A 17,076-nucleotide genomic window follows, 5' to 3' on the forward strand; every position below is an offset into this window, starting at 1 on the left:
GGTGCGCGCGGGATCTGGCCGTCGCACGAAACGTTTCGGATCGTACGAAGTCCGCAAACCGGGATCGCGGCGAGCAGATTTGCCCCCGGCTACCCCCAGGCGGTCGTCACCCAGAGCGCCACCGCACGCTCCGGGTCCGCGAGCACCGCGCCCAGCAGCACCGTGCGGTCCGGGCGTCCGAGCACGTCCGCGATGCCCGCGGCGAGCCCCGCCGCCGACGTCGCGTGCACCCGCCCGGTCGCGTCGACCCACCACGGCACGGGCCGGCCGGCCACGGAGAGCCGCTCGTGCTCGAACCAGGACGTCGGCATCCGGTGGTCGAGGACGGCCAGGCGCGGGTCCAGCTCCCGCTCGGTGCCGGGCATGTCCGGGGCGGGCAGCCCGTCCTCCCCCGCCAGCGGCAGGTCGAGCAGGTCGGCCAGCGCCTCGGCGTCGGCGGCCGGCGCGGGCAGGACCGCCCCGAGCGCGGCCCAGCGCGCGGTCCCGGCCACCTCGACGTCGTCGGCCCGCTGCACGACGACGTCGCTCCCGTCGAGCGCGGGCAGCCGGTCGGGCAGCGGGTCCAGCGCGGACGACCGGTCGGACGGGTCGAGCCGTGCCGAGAGCCGTGCCAGGCCGCGCCACACCACGAGGGCGTCGCGCAGCGGCAGGCTCGCCCCCACGGCGGGCAGCCGGTCGAGCGCGGCGGGCCAGTCGGCGGCGTCGAGGTCCGTCAGCGCCTCCACGCCGCCGAGCGCACGCCGCGTCGCGACGTCGAGCCCGGCCAGGTCGCGAGGCGCGGGCGGCAGGAGGGGGACGCCGTCGTGCAGCGCGAAGGGCGCCCCGAAGCGTTCGCGCAGCCACCACGCGGTGTACGACGGCGCGGAGGCGCGGCCGGTGCGCACCGGTGCCAGCAGGGCGTGGCGGGCGTCAGGGTCGGAGGAGAGTCGGGACAGGACGCTCGGCCAGGCCTCGTCACCGACGGCGTCGAGGTCGGCGACGGCCACGAGGTCACCCACGGCGACGCCGGCACCGCACCGGCCGGCCAGCATCCGCAGATAGTCCGACCAGCCGGCGAGCCAGCCGGAGGGGTCGTCGGGGTCCTGGTCGGCGTCGCTCCCGGCGTCCGGGCCCTCGAGCCCCGAGCCGTCGGAACCGTCGGTCTCCGGGGTGACGACGTCCTGCACGGTGTAGACGGCAGGCTCGGTCCGCGCGCCGGCCGCAGCCAGCACCGGCGCGCTGTACCGGGCCACGAACTCGGGCGCGATGGGCGCCAGGCCCGTGAACAGCTCGGCCGCCCACGTGCCTGGCAGCACGGTCTCGCGCAGGGCCATCGTCTCGCCGTCGGCCGTCGGCACGGGCAGCTCGCCGGTCCAGAACGGCACGTCGGTGCCACCGGCCAGCCGCACGAGCGCGAGCGCGTGGCTCACCAGCTCCAGCGCACCGTCGTCGGTGCCGCCCTCGAGCACGGCCTCGGCCGCGGCCAGGGAGACGTCCCGCACCTCCGGGTCGTGCAGCAGCCGGCGGGGGTCGGTCGCCACGGCGCCGGCCCGCAGCAGCAGCGGGTGCGCGGCGTCCGGGTGCACCACACGCAGACCGAGGGCCCGTGCCGTCGCCGCGAGGGAGGCCTCGTCGCCGTCGTCCGCGGACTCGGGCAGGACGACGGCGCCCCGGACGCCGGCGACGCGGCCGTCGGCCAGCGGGATGCGCGTCCCGGCGAGGGCCTCGAGCACCCCCGGCTCCGCGGCGTGCGGCTCGAGCGCGGTGAGCAGGGCGTGCCACCGGGCGGGCGGTAGACCGGCGGGCAGGTCGTCGACGAGGTCGGCGAGCGAGGCGACCGTGGCACCCAGCGACCGCACCACCGCCTGGTGCCCCGTGGGCACCGCGACGATGCCCGGCAGCACGGGGGCCAGGGCCGCGACGAGCTCGGGGTCCTCGCCGGGCGCGCCGGTGATCACCAGGGCGTCGACCGGCGCGACGCCGCCGTCCAGGAGGGGCGTGGTGCGCAGCGCGTCGACCGCCGCCGAGCGGATCGCCGCGTCGAGCTCGGACGCCGGCAGGCCCGTCGGCACGAGGCCGAGCACGCCGGCCGCGCCGTCCGCGTCGTCGCCCCCGGCGCCGTCCCGGCCGCCGGCCAGGTCGCCCAGCAGGGCCGCGTACTCCCGGCCGGCCGCCGCGGCGAGCCGTTCCGTCGCCGCGCAGGGCAGCACGTGGCGCCGCCCGGCGTCCACGGGGAACGTGGCCAGCAGCACCGCCGGGAGGTCCAGACCGACGTCCGTGGGGGTGGGTGCGTGCAGCACGCGACGTCGCGGCGCGTCCGGTGTGCCGCCGTCGGGCAGGAGCGCCCAGGTGAGCGACCAGTCGAGGCGCCGGTGCTCGCGCGGCAGGTCGGCGACCTCGGCCTCCTCGAACCGCCCCGTCGCCGTCCGTTGTGGGCGCGAATTCTGGCCCGAAATGTGCCGTGTGTCCTGGTCTGCGTCAACAGAATTCGCGCCCACAACGCTCACGGTGAGGGCGTCGAGGGCGGGGAACGCGAGCAGCAGGACGTCGTCCACGTCCGCGAGCTGGGCGCGCACCGACGCCACCGCGGCGTCGTCGCGCAGCGCCACCTCGACCACCGTGTCGTGCTCGGCGTCGGCGGGCAGCGCGGGCGCCTCCACCGGCAGGCGCAGCACCGGCAGGTCGTGCCCACGGTCCGCGACGTCCGCCGCGAGCCGCTCCGCACCCGGACGATCCTCCGCGGTCAGCTTCGCGAGGACCTCGGACGTCGCCGCCGCCGAGAAGCGCACCCCGCCCGAGCGCGAGCGCACCGTGACGTCGTCCGACACCGAGCGCACCGCGGCGAACCCCACACCGAAGCGGCCCACCTGGCCCGGATCGGACTTCGCCGAGGCGCGCAGCGAGGCGAGCGACGCCACGCCGTCGGCATCCAGCACAGCACCGGTGTTGGCCACCACGAGGCGGGGCTCGGCGAGGTCGAGGCGGACGAGGGCGTGGCCCCGCGCACCCGCGCGAGCCGCGGCGTCGGCCGCGTTCTGCACCAGCTCGACGACGACACGGTCGCGGTAGTGGCCGCGGGCGTGGTCCTCCTCCGAGTTCGCGTCCTCACGGAAGCGGGTGGCGGACCCGAGCCACGCCTCCGCGACCGCGTGCCGCAGCGCGGCGGTCCCGAAGACGTCTTCCGTCACGCGATCCCGGTACCTTCCGTCACGTCCTGCGGCCCCTGGTCCGACGACGGCTCGCCCGGCGAGGACGCGGTCCCCGGGACCTCGACGCGCTCGATCGACGACTCGTCGATCAACGGCGCCGGTGCCGGCCAGTCGCTGCCGCGGCGGCTCACGTCCGTCTCCGAGTGCGCACCGCAGCCGTGGTCCAGCGAGACCACCTTGCCGTCGTCCGGCGACCACTCGTTGGCGCACACCCCGAACAGCTGACCCAGCGCACCCTGCAACGGCACGAGGAACCCGCAGGAGGTGCACTCCTTCGCCGACGCGACCGCACCCGGCGCCGTCGGGCCGCGCGAGCCGCGGTACCAGCGCTCCGCCGCCTCGTCCCGGCCCTGCGGGGAGAGCACCCGCTGGCGTGCCAGGGCGAGCTCGTCGATCGCGACCTCGTCGAGCTCCTCGTCACCCGTCGGCGTCCAGCCCGGCTCCAGGCGGGGGTCGTCCGCACGGAAGGGGAGGGTGTCCCCCGGCCGCACGTCCCCCGGCCGCAGCCGCTCCGACCACGGCACCCACTCCGGGGCGAGGATCGCCTCGTCACCCGGCAGCAGCTCCACCTCGCACACCGTGGCGACGCGGCCGCGCGGCACGCGGGCCAGCGTCACCGTCCAGTGCCAGCCGCGGTAGCCCTTCATGCCCGCCGCGAAGCGGTGCGACATGAGCCGCTCGCCCTCGGCAGACGTGCCGAGGTGCTCACCGACGTCGTCCGGTGAGGAGGCGACGTCCAGCGCCGCGGCGCGCGCCAGCTCGACGGCGCCCAGCAGGACGGCGTCGTTCTTGGCCCGCGAGCTCACGCGGCGAGCCCGCACGGGCGCGTCGGCGGTTGCCATGATCGTCTCGCTCTCAGGAATCGAGGTTGTCGGCGACGGCACGGAGCATCGTGGCGACCCGCTTGCCGGCCTCGCCCTCCGGGTACTTGCCGCGCTTGAGCTGGTCGCCCGTGCGGTCGAGCACCCGGATGAGGTCCTCCACGATGCCCGCCAGCTCCGACGGCGGCCGACGCTTGGCCTTGACCACCGACGGCTGCGGGTCCAGCAGCGTCACGGACAGGGCGGAGGGGCCACGTCGCCCGTCCGCCACGCCGAAGTCCACCCGCGTGCCGGGCTTGGGGCTCTGCGCGTCGTCGGGCAGCGCGGAGGCGTGCAGGAACACCTCACCGCCGTCGTCGTTGGCGATGAAGCCGAATCCACGCTCTGCGTCGTACCACTTGACCTTGCCGGTAGGCACCTGGACCTCTTCGTGCTCGTCGTTCTTCACAGCTGCCCGGCCAGACGGCCGAAGCAGTGTCCCAGGGTACCGGGAAGTTGAGCGACGGTCCGTCGCAGGACCTCTCGAGAACCTCAGTAGGCGCCCTTCGCACCCAGCACGACCTTGGCCGTCCGGGCCAGGATCAGCAGGTCGCCGAACGGGGTCCAGTTCTCCGCGTAGTAGACGTCCAGGCGCACGGTCTCCTCCCACGGGAGGTCGGAGCGCCCGCCCACCTGCCACAGGCCGGTGATGCCGGGCTTGACCAGCAGCCGACGGCGCATGCGCGCCTCGTAGCGGGAGACCTCCTGCGGCAGCGGCGGGCGCGGCCCCACGAGCGACATCTGGCCGACCAGCACGTTGAAGAGCTGCGGCAGCTCGTCCAGGGAGTAGCGGCGCAGCATGCGCCCGGCGGGGGTGATGCGCGGGTCGTCCTTGCGCTTGAAGAGCACGCCCGCGCCGTCGTGCTCCGACGCCAGAACCTCGTCCTCGCGGTCCGCGCCGACGCGCATGGTGCGGAACTTCAGCATCCGGAACGTCTGGCCGCCGCGGCCCACGCGGTCCTGGCTGTAGAAGACCGGTCCACGGCTGGTCGTTGCCACGGCGACGGCGACGGCCACCAGCACGGGCAGCACCAGCAGCGTGATGAGGGCCGCACCGATCCAGTCCATGATCGTCTTGGCCACGTACTTGGGCCCCTGGAACCGCGGGGCGTCCACGTGCAGCAGGGAGACGGACTGCTCAGGGGTCACGGTGATCCGCGGGCCGGCGACGTCGGCCAGCTCCGCCATGAGCATGAGGTCCACGCCCACCGGTTCGAGCTCCCAGCCCAGGCGACGCACCGCCTCGGCGGTCATGCGGTCCGAGCCGGCCACGGCCACGCAGTCGGCGCCCACCTGCGCCGCGATCGTCGCCGACCCCTCGAGATCGGCCAGCACCGGCACCCCGAGCACCTCCTCGCCCGGGCGTGCCTCGCTGGGCGGGGTGCACACTCCCACCACCCGGTACCCCGACGGGCGCTCGTTGAGCTCACGGATGAGTCGCTCGGTCTGGTCGCGCAGCCCGACGGCGAGGACCGACGTCGTCGACTCCCCCCGGGCGCGACGGCGAAGCAGCCAGCCACGCCACTGCCAGCGGCCCAGCAGCAGGAAGACCAGACCCAGCGGGAAGGCCACGAGCAGGTAGGTGCGCAGCCCCGGCCAGGACAGGAGGAACCCGCCGAGCGCCAGGACGGCGAAGAAGCGGAGCGTGGCGTTGAAGATCCGCTCGAACTCCTGCGGGCCCGACGCGAAGAGCCGCACGTCGTACCCGCGGCTCAGCGCGATCGACACCGGCCACACCGCGGTGACGACCAGGATGAAGACGATCTGGTCGCCCCGGAAGGACTGCGCCGGCGGCCAGGCGCCGTCGAGGTTGTTGGCCAGGACCGCGAGGAATGTCGCCACCGCCACCAGCACGGCGTCGGTCAGCATCAGCCGACGCCGGTACGCCGACTGCCAGCTCCCGGCGCGGAACGCCGCCCGCACCTCCCGGAGCCGGGCAGCACGCACACCGGCGAGCGCTCTGCGCGTTCGCTGCTGGACGTCGGTGATCGACACGGTGGTTGCTCCTCGAGATGACTTGTTCTGTCATGACTCTAGGAGTGCGGAATCCCGTTGTGGTGCCTTTTCGGGGGCCTTTCACCCCGTGTTTCACCCCCTGCCGCGGGGCAGCGTTTTCCCCGGTCAAGCGCAATTTCACCCGGGTGATGACGGCGGCTACAGGCCGATGCCGAGGTCCGCGGCCAGCCGCAGGGCGACGACGTCGAACCACGCCTCCGGATCGCTCACCGTGTTGGCCAGGTGACCGAACATCTCGAACGACACGGTGCCCAGCACGGTGGTCCAGGCCATGAGGGTGCGCACCACCAGCTCGGGCGGCGCGTCCTCGATCAGGCCGCGCGCGGCCACGAAGTCGCGAGCGCCGGCCACGAGCTCGGTGAGGTCGCCCTGCGCCGTCGGGCTCAGCGGGGGGACGGCGCCGTCGTCGTGCGCGTCGGCCACCACGGCGACCAGGACCAGGACGAGGCGGGTCGCCGGGTCGATCGTGTCCGGCGGGGCGGCGTACCCGGGCACGGGGGTGCCGTAGAGCAGCCGGAACTCGCCGGGATGCGTCACGGACCACGTGCGCACGGCGCGGCACGCGGCCAGCCAGCGCGAGGTGACGTCGGCGCGGTCGGCGACGGCCGCCTCGGCGTCCTCGACGGCGGCGCCGAGCTCGTCGTAGCACTCGACGATGAGCGCGGTGAGCAGGGCGTCGCGGTTCTCGACGTAGCGGTAGACGGCCGAGGACACCATGCCGACGTCCCGGGCGACGGCGCGCAGCGAGAGGGCCGCCGGGCCGTCCTCCGCGAGACGGGCACGGGCGGCCGCGAGGATCTCGTGGGTGATGGCCTCGCGGGCGAGCGCTCGGGCCGTGCGCGGCGTGCTGGCGGGTGGGCTGGTCACGTCTCGCATCCTCGCACGGATCGCCGCTCTCTACTGTGAGCAGTGCTCTTGCTTTGCGCTCGAGGGCGGCGCATACTCGAAACGAGAGCACTGTTCACTACAAGGAGCACTGATCATGGATCGTCATCTCGTCGTCGGCGCCGGCCCCGTGGGTCGGCAGGTCGCCGCCCTGCTCGCCGCCCGTGGCTCGCACGTCACGGTCGCGACCCGCTCGGGACGCAGCACCGGGATCGACGGCGTGGAGCACCTCACGCTCGACGCCGCCGACCCCGACGCCCTCGGCCGCGCGGCCGAGCACACCGCCGTCCTCTACAACTGCGCCAACCCCACCGACTACACGCAGTGGGACGCCGTGTGGCCGCCGCTGGCCGCGTCGCTCCTGGCGGCCGCCGAGCGCACCGGTGCCGTCTACGCCATCACCGGCAACCTGTACCCGTACGGCCCCGTCGACGGCCCCCTGACCGAGGACCTCCCCGACGCCGCGACCGACCACAAGGGCCGGCTGCGCGCCCGGATGTGGGCCGACGCCCGCGCCGCCCACGAGGCCGGCCGGCTCCGCGCCGTCGAGGTGCGCGGCTCCGACTACATGGGCCCCGGCGTCGGGCAGAACGGCCACGTCTCCCGCGTGGTCCCGGCTGCCCTGCGCGGCCGGCGGGCCTACATGATGGGCCGCACCGACCTGCCGCACACCTTCACCGACGTCCGCGACGTCGCCCGCACCCTGGTCGCCGCCGCCGAGGACCCCGAGGCCCACGGCCGCACCTGGCACGTGCCCAGCAACCCGCCCGTCACCCAGCGCCAGGCGCTGACCGACGTCCTCGCCACCGTCGGACGGCCCCCGGTGCCCGTCTCCTCGCTGCGCGGCCCCGCGTGGGCCGCCGCCGCGGCCGTCTCGCCGATGCTGCGCGAGCTGCGCCAGCTCAGCTACCAGTGGGAGGCGCCCTACGTGCTGGACTCCCGGGCGGCGCAGGAACGTTTCGGGATCGCCCCGACACCGTGGGAGGAGGTCTGCCGCGGGACCGCGGAGGTCTGACCGCTCGCTCGGCCCGTTCCGGTCGCGGCGCGCCCAGGGACCCGGCGTAGCATCGTGCAGATGGCCGGCAGCTTCACCGAATGGGTGCGCAACCGCTCGGACGACGAGCTGCTCGAGCTGCTCGCCGCCCGGCCAGACCTCGGCACCCCCGCCCCTTCCACCCTCCGCTCGCTCGCCGCGCGCGCCGCGAGCCGGACCAGCCTCGACCGCGCCCTGAGCCATCTCGACGCGGGCACGCTGCAGGTCCTCGAGTCGCTGCTCGCGCTGTCCGACGGCGGCACCCCGGCCCGGCCCGAGCAGGTCGCGGCCGCGATCGGCGCGCCCGAGGCGGGCGCCGCCGTCGGGCACGTGCTGGACGACGCCCGCAGGGCCGCGCTGGTGTGGGACGACGCGGACGGGGTGCGCCCCACGCCCGGCCTGGAGGACGTGCTCGGCCCGTACCCCGCGGGCCTCGGGCCCGTGCGCGAGGGCGATCCGCCCCCACCGGCAGAGCTCCCGCCCGGTGCGCAGCCCATCCTGGACGCGCTGGCGTGGGGCCCGCCCGTGGGCGTCGTGCCGGCACCCGGCACCGGGCCGCGTCGCGCCGTCGACGCTCTCGTCGAGGCCGGGCTGCTGATCCGCTCCGACGCCCGGCACGTGCTGCTCCCACGCGACGTCGGCCTCTCCCTGCGCGCGGGACGCACGCACCGCACGCCCGACCTGGACCCGCCCCGCCCCGAGGGCCGCACCGTGCCGACCGCGGGCGCCGACGCCGAGGCGGCGACGGCCGCGCTGGAGATCGTGCGCCAGGTGGCCCGGCTCATCACCTCCTGGGACGACGCCCCGCCGTCGGTGCTGCGCGCCGGCGGCCTCGGCGTGCGCGACGTCCGCCGCACCGCCCTGCTGCTCGACACCGACGAGCCCACGGCGGCGTTCGTCGTGGAGCTCGCCGCGAGCGCCGGGCTCGTCGCCGACGACGGCGAGGCGCCGGCGTCGTACGTGCCGACCGTCCGCGCGGACGTCTGGGAGGAGGCCGACGACGCCGACCGGTGGGCGGAGCTCGTGGCGGCCTGGACGTCGTCGCGTCGCACCCCGTGGCAGGTGGGCTCGCGCGACGAGAAGGGGACGCTGCGCGCGCCGCTGTCACCCGACCTGCACCGGCCGTGGGTGGTCAGGCTGCGCGCGGCGGTGCTCGACGTGCTGGCGGCCCAGCCGGGCACGGCGCTCGGGCCGGACGAGGTGATGACGGTCCTGCGGTGGCGCTCCCCGCGGGCCGTGCCGTCGGAGGCCGCGCTGGTCGGGCTGCTGCGCGAGGCGGCCCTGCTCGGGGTGACCGGTGCGGGCGCGCTGTCCTCCCCGGGGCACCTGGTCGCCGCGGGCGACGGTACCCGGGCGACGATCGCGGCCGCGCTGCGGCAGGTGCTCCCCGCCGAGGTGGACGAGGTGCTCCTCCAGGGCGACCTCACCGGCATCGTGCCCGGCCGGCCCTCCCCGGGGCTGTCGCGCCTGCTGGACCAGTCGGCCGACATCGAGTCGCGCGGCGCCGCCACCACCGTCCGCTTCTCCACCGGCTCGGTCACGCGCGCCCTCGACCACGGCCGCACCGGCGAGGAGCTGCTCGCCGAGCTCGCCGGCCGCTCCCCCGTGCCGGTCCCCCAGCCCCTGGAGTACCTGGTCAAGGACACCGCCCGCCGGCACGAGGCGGTACGGGTCGGGTCGGCCACGTCCTACGTGCGCGCCGCCGACCCGACGGCCCTGGCCGGGCTGGCCGAGGACCCGCGGCTCGCCGGACTCGGCCTGCTACCGCTCGCGCCGACCGTGCTGGCCTCCTCCGTCCCCGCGGCCGAGCTGCACGACACCCTGCGCCGGCACGGCCTCCTCTCGGGTCTGGAGGGCCCCGACGGTCGGCCGCTCGGCCACGTCCGTCGCACCGTGCGGCTCGACCGCGCCGCCTGGTCGCGCCGACCCGCCACACCTGTCCGCGACACCTCCGCGGACGCCCGCGCCGCCGTCATCGCCCACCTGCGCCGGGCCACGCCCGGCAGCGACGGGTCGGGCACGGGCACCGGCGCACCCCTCGGGGCCGCAGAGCCGGGCACCGTGCCCGACGGCGGCACCCCGGACCGGGCGAGCGCCGCCGACCGGGCGAGCGCTGCGGACCGCGACGGGCCGCCCCTGGCGGGTGCCGCCGTCGGGCACGGCACCAGCGAGCCGGGTGACGCCCTGGCACTGCTGCACGACGCGCTGCGCGACGGACGCACCGTCCTGGTCGAGATGGTGGGCGGCTCCGGCACCCTCGTGCGGCGCGAGCTCAAGCCGATGCGGCTCGAGGGTGGGCGCCTGCGCGCGCTGGACCCGGTCCGCGAGGCCGAGCTCACCGTCGCCGTGCACCGCATCGCCTCCGTGGAGCCGCTCGACTGACCCGGCGCCCGCCCGCGGAACAGGCGCGGGCGCCGCGGCGTTGCCACCCTGGACACTCTTACCGGAAGGACCCGCATGCCCGACGGCCCCCTCATCGTCCAGAGCGACAAGTCGATCCTGCTGGAGGTCGACCACCCGCAGTCCGGCGACGCACGCCGCGCCATCGCGCCGTTCGCCGAGCTGGAGCGCGCCCCGGAGCACGTGCACACCTACCGGCTGACCAACCTCGGCCTGTGGAACGCGCGCGCCGCCGGGCACGACGCCGAGCAGGTCGTCGACACCCTCATGGCGTACTCGCGCTACCCCGTGCCCCACGCGCTGCTGGTGGACGTCGCCGAGACGATGGGCCGCTACGGGCGCCTCACCCTGGCCTCCCACCCCGTGCACGGGCTCGTGCTGGAGTCCACCGACGCCGCCGTGCTCGCCGAGGTGCTCAAGTCCAAGCGCAGCGCCGGGCTCGTGGGCGAGCGCATCGACGACACCACCGTGGCGGTGCACCCCTCCCAGCGCGGCAACCTCAAGCAGGCGCTGGTCAAGCTCGGCTGGCCGGCCGAGGACCTCGCCGGGTACGTCGACGGCGAGAAGCACGCCATCACGCTGTCCCCCACGACCAAGCCCGTCTACCCGGGCGAGGACGCCGCCGCGTGGGAGCCGCGGCCGTACCAGGCGCAGGCCGTCGACGGGTTCTGGCACGGCGGCTCCGGCGTCGTGGTGCTGCCGTGCGGCGCCGGCAAGACCATCGTCGGCGCGGGCGCCATGGCGAAGTCCGGGACCACCACGCTGATCCTCGTGACCAACACCGTCAGCGCACGGCAGTGGCGCGACGAGCTGATCCGCCGTACCTCGCTCACCGAGGACGAGATCGGCGAGTACTCGGGCTCCCGCAAGGAGATCCGCCCCGTCACCATCGCGACCTACCAGGTGCTCACCACCAAGCGGAAGGGCGTGTACACCCACCTCGAGCTGCTCGACGCCCGTGACTGGGGCCTCGTCGTGTACGACGAGGTGCACCTGCTGCCCGCACCGATCTTCCGCATGACGGCCGAGCTGCAGGCCCGCCGCCGGCTGGGCCTCACCGCCACGCTCGTGCGCGAGGACGGCCGCGAGGACGAGGTGTTCTCCCTCATCGGGCCCAAGCGGTACGACGCCCCGTGGAAGGACATCGAGGCGCAGGGCTACATCGCGCCGGCCGACTGCGTCGAGGTCCGCCTCACCCTGCCCCAGCACGAACGGATGGTCTACGCGACCGCCGAGCCGGAGGACAAGTACCGGCTCGCGGCCTGCGCCCCGGGCAAGAACCGCGTGGTCGAGCAGCTCGTCGCGCAGCACCCGGACGACCAGGTGCTCGTCATCGGGCAGTACATCGACCAGCTCGAGGAGCTCGCCGCGCACCTCGACGCACCCCTGATCACCGGTGCGACGACGGTCCGCGAGCGCCAGAAGCTGTTCGGCGCGTTCCGGTCGGGCGAGATCTCCCGGCTGGTGGTCTCCAAGGTCGCCAACTTCTCCATCGACCTGCCCGAGGCGTCCGTGGCGATCCAGGTCTCGGGGTCGTTCGGGTCCCGTCAGGAGGAGGCGCAGCGGCTCGGACGGGTGATGCGGCCGAAGCAGGACGGCCGCACGGCACACTTCTACGCCGTCGTCGCCCGCGACACCGTGGACCAGGACTTCGCGGCGCACCGCCAGCGGTTCCTGGCGGAGCAGGGGTACGCCTACCGCATCGTCGACGCCGAGGACCTGGACGTCGTGCAGTAGAGGGTGGGGGCCGAGGAACGAGGCACCCGCCCGGCACGTGCAGCAGCGGGTGAAGACCATCGCCCCTCGCGCCACGCGCCGTGCGGGCGCGTAGCGTGGCACGTGCGTCGTCGCGCCCGTGGCGCGCGGTGCGTCCAGGGTTGCCGCTGCACGGAGGCCGTCGATGTCGATCCAGGAGCAGCGCCCCGCTCAGAGCAGCGGTCACGTCGAGGTCGACGCCGTCGTGCTGCGCCCCGCGACGTCGGGCGGCGGATCATGACGGTCTGGTCGACGGCGGCGATCCTGCTTGCGACGGCGGCCGTCGCGTTCGGGCTGAGCCTCCTGACCCGGCGCCTGGTGCGTGGGGTCGCGTTCGACACCGGCCCGTGGACCGCGACGCTCTCGTACGTGGCGACGGCCTACGGCATCGTCCTCGGTTTCTCGATCGTCTTCCTCTTCGGTGAGTTCTCCGCCGCTCGCAACGCGATCGGGGACGAGGCGACGTCCATCGGGACCGCCTTCGACGAGGCTCAGTTGTTCCCGGACAGCCAGGCCGCCATCCAGCACTCCTTGATCTGCTACGCGCGGGCCGTCCCCGAGTACGACTGGCCCGCGCTGCAGGACGGCGGTTCGTCGCCCGTGGTGGACGCCGCCTACAGCGACCTGTTCGTGACGCTGGGCGAGTCGACCGAACCCACCGGCGGGACGTTCCAGCCGGCGACAGCGACGAACCTCCTGGCCCAGCTCGGCAACATCTCCACCGCCCGCGAGACCCGTCTCGTCGCGGCCGAGATCCAGACGCCTCCGTTGCTGTGGGTGCTGCTCATCTTCGGCGGAGCGCTCATCCTCGTGCTGCTGTTCATCGTGACCCTCCCGGCGCGCTCGGTCCCGCAGGCGGTACTGGTCGCGGTCTCGGCGGTGTTCACGCTGGTGATGCTGCTGATCGTCATCGCGCTGAGCACGCCGTTCAGCCCCGGAGCGGGACGGCTGTCCCCCACCTTGATCGAGCAGACGACGGACTCCATGGAAGCCACGGCCCCCGACCTGGCGGCACTGCCCTGCGGTACCGAGACCGACAGCTGACCGAACCGAGGAGACTCCGATGAGCGACGACCCCCACGGCCCGATCCACGGCACGGCAGCGTTCCGCGAGCATCTCGACCCGTTCGAGTTCCCGGCGTCGGGCATGGCGGCAGGGACGGCCTACGAGCTGCTGCACACCGGCCTGATGCTCGACGGCCGCGAGACGCTGAACCTGGCCTCGTTCGTGACGACGTGGATGGAACCCGAGGCGGAGCGCCTCATCCTGGGCTCCCTGCGCAAGAACCACATCGACCACGAGGAGTACCCGGCGTCGTCGCTGATGGAGGAGGCCTGCGTGCACATGCTCGGCGACCTGTTCAACGCGCCGGACCCGGCCGAGGTCGTGGGCGTCGGCACCATCGGCTCCTCTGAGGCGATCATGCTGGGGCTGCTGGCGCACAAGCGCAGCTGGCGCGACCGTCGTCGTGCCGAGGGTCTGCCGACGGACCGGCCGAACGTGGTCTACGGGGCCGAGACCCACGTGGTGTGGGACAAGTTCGCCAACTACTTCGACGTCGAGATGCGCAAGATCCCGATGAAGCCGGACCGGTACGTCATCAGCGCCGACGAGGTGGCCGAGCAGGTCGACGAGAACACGATCGCCGTCGGGGTCGTCCTCGGCACCACCCACATCGGCGAGTCGGACCCGATCGAGGAGATCAACGACCGGCTGGTGCAGATCAAGGAGCAGCAGGGGTGGGACGTCCCGATCCACGTCGACGGCGCCAGCGGCGCGTTCGTCGCGCCGTTCGCTGAGCCCGACCTGAAGTTCGACTTCCGGCTCGAGCAGGTGGCGTCGATCAACGCTTCGGGGCACAAGTACGGACTGGTCTACCCGGGCGTGGGCTGGCTGGTGTTCCGCGACCGGACCAAGCTTCCCCAGGACCTCGTGTTCAGCGTGAACTACCTCGGCGGCGCGCAGCCCACGTTCACGTTCAACTTCTCGCGAGGATCGGCGATGATCCAGGCGCAGCTGTACAACTTCCTGCGGCTCGGGCGCTCCGGGTACCAGGAGATCGTGGCGACGATGCTCGCCAACGCACGGCACCTCAACGACGAGCTGGCCGCGGGGCCCTGGTTCGAGATCCTCAACCCGGGGCTGAGCGAGCCGGTGGTGACGTTCCGGCTCCGGGACGACCCCGGGTTCGACGTCTACCACCTGTCCGCGCGGCTGCGGGAGCACGGGTGGATCGTCCCGGCGTACAGCCTCCCGCCCGACGCCGAGGACGTGCACCTGCTGCGCATCGTGGTGCGGATCGACCTGAGCCGGCAGATGGTCGACATGCTGCTGCGCGACCTGGAGGACGCCTGCACCCACCTGGCGCAGGAGAAGCCCGGGGCACGCAAGCGACCGGCGCCCGACGTGTGGACGGCGCCCGCCCTCATGGCGGCGCACCAGAAGGAGCGCACCGGGCAGCGGCGCCGGTCCTGACGTCCACGGGGTCGTGCGGCACCACCGCGAGGGGCCCCGCGTGCGGGCACCGCACATCCGCCGCACGGTGGTCGGGTGACCAGATTCGGATACACCCTGATGACCGAGCAGTCCGGTCCGCGGAGCCTCGTCGACTACGCGGTCCGGGCTGAGGACGCCGGCTTCGAGTTCGAGGTGATGAGCGACCACTACTTCCCCTGGCTCGACACCCAGGGCCACTCGCCGTACGCGTGGAGCGTGCTGGGGGCCGTCTCCCAGGCGACGCAGCGGGTCGGGCTCATGTCGTACGTGACGTGCCCGACGCTGCGCTACCACCCCGCCGTCGTCGCCCAGAAGGCCGCCACCGTGGGCCTGCTGTCCGAGGGGCGTTTCACCCTCGGGCTCGGCGCCGGCGAGAACCTCAACGAGCACGTCGTGGGCGCCGGCTGGCCGGCCGTCGACGAACGCCACGAGATGCTCTCCGAGGCGGTCCAGATCATCGCGGCGCTGTTCGAGGGCAACCTGCTCAGCTTCCGCGGCGACCACTTCCAGGTGGACTCGGCGCGGCTGTGGGACCTGCCGGACGACCCCGTGGAGATCGGTGTCGCCATCTCCGGCGAGCAGTCGGTGGGGACCTTCGCCACCCTCGCGGACCACCTGATCTCCACCGAGCCGAAGCAGGGCCTGCTGCAGCAGTGGGACTCCGCGCGCGCGGACGCGGACCTGCCGGCCTCGCGGAAGGTCGCGCAGATGCCGATCTCCTGGGACCCGGACCCCGATGCGGCCGTGCAGAGGGCCCACGAGCAGTTCCGCTGGTTCGGCCTGGGCTGGCCCGTGAACGCCAACCTGCCCACCACGGAGGCGTTCGACCACGCCAGCGCGTTCGTGCGGCCGGAGGACGTCGCGGAGTCGATCCCCTGCGGGCCGGACCTCGACGCGATCGTCGAGGCGGCGTCGGCCTTCTGGGAGGCCGGGTACACCGACCTGGCGCTGCACCAGATCGGGGACACGAAGCAGGAGGAGTTCCTCGGCACGGCCGCGGGGCCGCTGCTGGAGAAGCTCCGGGCGGCCGCGCCCGACACGGCCTGACGACGCGACGGCCGGAGGAATCTCCCTGGCCGCGGGCGGCGCCTGACGCGCCGTCCGCGGCCAGGGCGGCTACCTTCGCAGCATGAGTGCAGCGCCCGACGGCGGCACGCCCCCGAGCGTGCCCGACGACGTCGCCGCGGACGGCGGCACCCGCCCCGTGCTGCACGACTCCGCCCGTCCGCCGCGGTGGGTGCCCCGCGTCCTCGTGATGGGTGCGGTGGCCGTGTTCGTCGCGGCCTGGACGTGGACGGCGCTCGGCCAGCTCACCACGCTGTTCGTCTACCTGCTGATCGCGTTCTTTCTCACGCTGGCGCTGGAGCCGGTCGTCACCTGGCTGGTGCGGCACGGGTGGCGGCGCGGGCTCGCCGCGGGCACGGCGTTCTTCGGCTCGGTGATCGTGGCCCTCGTGGTGCTGGCCCTGTTCGGCAACCTGTTCATCCAGCAGCTCGTGCAGCTCGTCGGCGTCCTGCCGGAGCTGTACGTGGCGGCGAGCGGGAGGATCCAGGAGACCTTCGACGTCGAGCTGCCCGCGTCCGACGAGCTGCTGGCCCAGCTCGTCACCGAGTACGGCACCGACGTCGCCACCGGGACGATCGCCGTGGGGACCACGGTGGTCGGGCTCGTCTTCGCGGCGCTGACGATCGGCCTGGTCACCTACTACCTCATGGCCGCCGGGCCCCAGTTCCGGGTGGCCGTGTGCCGGTGGCTCAGCCCCGGCCGCCAGACCGAGGTGCTGCGCCTGTGGGAGATCACCCAGGTCAAGGTGTCCGACTTCATCAGCTCTCGCATCGTGCTCGCCGCGCTCTCGGCCGCCTTCACCGCGGTGTTCCTGGTGATCGTGGGCACGCCGTACGCGCTGCCCCTGGCGCTGTTCACCGGCATCGTCTCGCAGTTCATCCCGACGATCGGCACCTACATCGGCGGTGCGCTGCCCGTGGCGGTCGCCCTGACGTCCCAGGGGGTGCCGCAGGCCGTCGCGGTGCTGGCGTTCATCATCGCCTACCAGCAGCTCGAGAACCTCTACTTCTCGCCGAAGGTCTCGGCCCGCGCGCTGGAGATGAACCCGGCGATGAGCTTCGTCGCGGTGCTCGCGTTCGGTGCCGTGTTCGGGGCGCTCGGCGCGTTCCTGGCCCTGCCGATCGCCGCCACGATCCAGGCGGTGGCGAACACCTACCTGCAGCGGCACGAGCTGATCGATTCCGAGCTGCTCCGCGACCCGGAACGTGCGCCGTCGCGCAAGGGCTCGCGCCGGGCGCGCAACGCGCGGGCCGCCCGGGAGGCGGCGAGGACCGTGGACCAGCGCCGCGCCGACGGTCTCGAGTGAACCCGCCGGACTGACCGACGCGGTCAACGTCACCCGGCGCGGGATTGCGCGGTGCCCGCACGCGCGGAACG

At 74.1% G+C, this 17,076-nt stretch carries 12 protein-coding genes; 7 read left to right on the forward strand and 5 right to left on the reverse strand.

Annotated elements, in window-relative coordinates:
• Positions 1-89: 89 nt before the first annotated feature.
• From MWU57_RS04595 to MWU57_RS04615, 5 genes are all read right to left on the reverse strand, one after another.
• The gene (locus tag MWU57_RS04595; RefSeq protein ID WP_246907551.1) at positions 90-3,167 is read right to left on the reverse strand and encodes a sacsin N-terminal ATP-binding-like domain-containing protein; all 3,078 of its coding nucleotides are present in this window, start codon (positions 3,165-3,167) and stop codon (positions 90-92) included.
• A complete protein-coding gene (locus MWU57_RS04600) occupies positions 3,164-4,030 on the reverse strand; it encodes a DUF3027 domain-containing protein (RefSeq protein WP_246907554.1) in 867 nt (288 codons plus the stop codon). Before MWU57_RS04600 ends, MWU57_RS04595 begins: the two co-directional genes overlap by 4 nt.
• Before the next feature lie 13 nt (positions 4,031-4,043).
• Positions 4,044-4,427 (reverse strand): cold-shock protein, encoded by a 384-nt coding sequence (locus tag MWU57_RS04605; RefSeq protein ID WP_106266444.1) that lies wholly within the window; start codon positions 4,425-4,427, stop codon positions 4,044-4,046.
• Between the two features lie 113 nt (positions 4,428-4,540).
• The gene (locus tag MWU57_RS04610) at positions 4,541-6,043 is read right to left on the reverse strand and encodes a sugar transferase (RefSeq protein ID WP_246907556.1); all 1,503 of its coding nucleotides are present in this window, start codon (positions 6,041-6,043) and stop codon (positions 4,541-4,543) included.
• Between the two features lie 159 nt (positions 6,044-6,202).
• On the reverse strand, positions 6,203-6,931 hold the full coding sequence (locus MWU57_RS04615; protein WP_243400825.1) for a TetR-like C-terminal domain-containing protein: 729 nt from the start codon (positions 6,929-6,931) through the stop codon (positions 6,203-6,205).
• A 115-nt stretch (positions 6,932-7,046) separates the two neighbouring features.
• Here MWU57_RS04615 and MWU57_RS04620 point away from each other — a divergent pair, with 115 nt between their 5' ends.
• The 7 genes from MWU57_RS04620 (at position 7,047) to MWU57_RS04650 (ending at position 17,005) form a co-directional block, all read left to right on the forward strand.
• The gene (locus MWU57_RS04620) at positions 7,047-7,964 is read left to right on the forward strand and encodes an NAD-dependent epimerase/dehydratase family protein (RefSeq protein WP_246907558.1); all 918 of its coding nucleotides are present in this window, start codon (positions 7,047-7,049) and stop codon (positions 7,962-7,964) included.
• Positions 7,965-8,024: 60 nt separating this feature from the next.
• Positions 8,025-10,364, forward strand: a complete 2,340-nt coding sequence (locus tag MWU57_RS04625; protein ID WP_246907560.1) for a helicase-associated domain-containing protein — start codon at positions 8,025-8,027, stop codon at positions 10,362-10,364.
• Positions 10,365-10,439: 75 nt separating this feature from the next.
• Entirely contained in the window at positions 10,440-12,119 is a 1,680-nt protein-coding gene (locus tag MWU57_RS04630; RefSeq protein ID WP_106266060.1) for a DNA repair helicase XPB, read from the forward strand.
• A 255-nt stretch (positions 12,120-12,374) separates the two neighbouring features.
• The gene (locus MWU57_RS04635) at positions 12,375-13,181 is read left to right on the forward strand and encodes a DUF4239 domain-containing protein (protein WP_246907561.1); all 807 of its coding nucleotides are present in this window, start codon (positions 12,375-12,377) and stop codon (positions 13,179-13,181) included.
• A 19-nt stretch (positions 13,182-13,200) separates the two neighbouring features.
• Entirely contained in the window at positions 13,201-14,613 is a 1,413-nt protein-coding gene (locus MWU57_RS04640) for a glutamate decarboxylase (RefSeq protein ID WP_106266063.1), read from the forward strand.
• 75 nt (positions 14,614-14,688) lie between these two features.
• Positions 14,689-15,681: a TIGR03557 family F420-dependent LLM class oxidoreductase gene (locus MWU57_RS04645; protein ID WP_246907563.1), complete on the forward strand. Its 993-nt coding sequence runs from the start codon at positions 14,689-14,691 to the stop codon at positions 15,679-15,681.
• Between the two features lie 82 nt (positions 15,682-15,763).
• On the forward strand, positions 15,764-17,005 hold the full coding sequence (locus MWU57_RS04650; RefSeq protein WP_246907564.1) for an AI-2E family transporter: 1,242 nt from the start codon (positions 15,764-15,766) through the stop codon (positions 17,003-17,005).
• Positions 17,006-17,076: the final 71 nt, after the last annotated feature.

It is taken from the genome of Isoptericola sp. S6320L (assembly GCF_023015685.1).
GTDB lineage: Bacteria > Actinomycetota > Actinomycetes > Actinomycetales > Cellulomonadaceae > Isoptericola > Isoptericola halotolerans_A.